The sequence below is a fragment of the Streptomyces sp. MnatMP-M17 genome (assembly GCF_900091995.1).
Taxonomy (GTDB): Bacteria; Actinomycetota; Actinomycetes; order Streptomycetales; family Streptomycetaceae; genus Streptomyces.
Genome location: NZ_FMDK01001295.1, coordinates 1 through 1,306 on the forward strand (window position 1 = coordinate 1; position 1,306 = coordinate 1,306).

The window sequence follows — 1,306 nt, forward strand, 5'->3', positions numbered from 1 at the left end:
GCGCCGCTGACGCCCGCCGCCGCGCCATTGAGGACCAGGAAGTCCCGTCTTCGGCGGGCGACCCGGCCGGATCGGTCGGCCGGCGCCGCCAGGAGCACCAGCAGCCCGGCCCCGGCCAAGGCCGGGGTCAGGGCCTCCAGCCGTGACGTGCCGGGGAGCCGGGCGGTATGGCGTCGGTCACAGACAAATCAGCGAGACAAGGGGGTGAACCCGGTGGAAGCGGACGCTGGTTGGGCTGGGCGTCGGACAGCGGACAAGGGGTGGTTTCACACGGTGGCTCCGGCCCGCGCGTGCATCCGCGTGCGGGCCGGACCTGTCACCGATCCGGCCGCAGGGGCCGGAGAATCGCGAGGACGCGATGACCGCCACCCCCACCCCGCCTACCCCGGTCGGCGCCGCTGCGACGGCGGGCCCCGCTCCGGGCCCTGCGGTGAGCCCCGTACCCAGCCCCGCAGCCGTCGGCCGCCGCCTGAGCGTTGTCGCTGATCAGGCCTCTGATTCGCTTGCCGAGGCTGGTTGCAACTCCTCTTCTCCTTGTACTGGTGTATCTGGAGAAGCGTCCCGGTCCCGGAAGAGCGTGGCGGTGAAGGCCGGCGCGGACATCCGCGGCGAGGTCCTGCTCACCCTCGCCCAGCTGCGCCTTGCCACCCCGCGCCAGCTCAAGGCGCTGCTGCTGCCGCACCAGCAGGGCACCGACCATGTCCGTCGCGCGCTGCGCAACCTGCATGCTGAATCTCCGGCTCTGGTCGGCCGGACCCACCGCGCGCAGCAGAGCTACTGGTACTGCACCCCGGCGGGTCTCGCCGAAGCCGCGGCCTCCGGTGAGCTCGCGCCGACGGCCGGCAGGGCCACCGGGAAGCGCATCGCCGCCAGCAAGACGGGCCTGCGCGAGCATGGCCTCGCCCTGGTCGACACCGTCATCGCCTTCCACCACGCGCAGGCCGCCGACCACGCCGACTGGCATCTCGAAGCCGCCCACCCCACCCCCGCCGGCTCCCTCGTCCCGGACGCCGTGGTGCTCCTGGCCGACGGTTCCAGCGCGTTCGTGGAGATCGACCGCACGATGTCCTACGCCCGCCTGGTCGCCAAGCTGGAGCGCTACGACGCCTACCGCAACGCGCCCCCGTCCGGGCGGGGGAACGCCGCCCGTGCTCCCCGCTCCCACTGGCAGGAGACCTACGCCGGACCCGTCTGGGAGCGCCCCTTCCCGGCAGTGCTGTTCGTGTTCGCCCCGGCCCCGCGCCGCGCCGCCCCGGAAACCAGGGAGGCCGTGTTCCACGACCGGGCCCGCCACGTCGGGGGCGTG

At 73.9% G+C, this 1,306-nt stretch carries 1 protein-coding gene; it reads left to right on the forward strand.

Annotated features, from left to right (window positions below; all coding sequences use genetic code 11):
- Window positions 1-577: 577 nt before the first annotated feature.
- Window positions 578-1,306: replication-relaxation family protein (locus GA0115259_RS38695; RefSeq protein ID WP_256098321.1), on the forward strand; the 729-nt coding region annotated here is incomplete at its 3' end.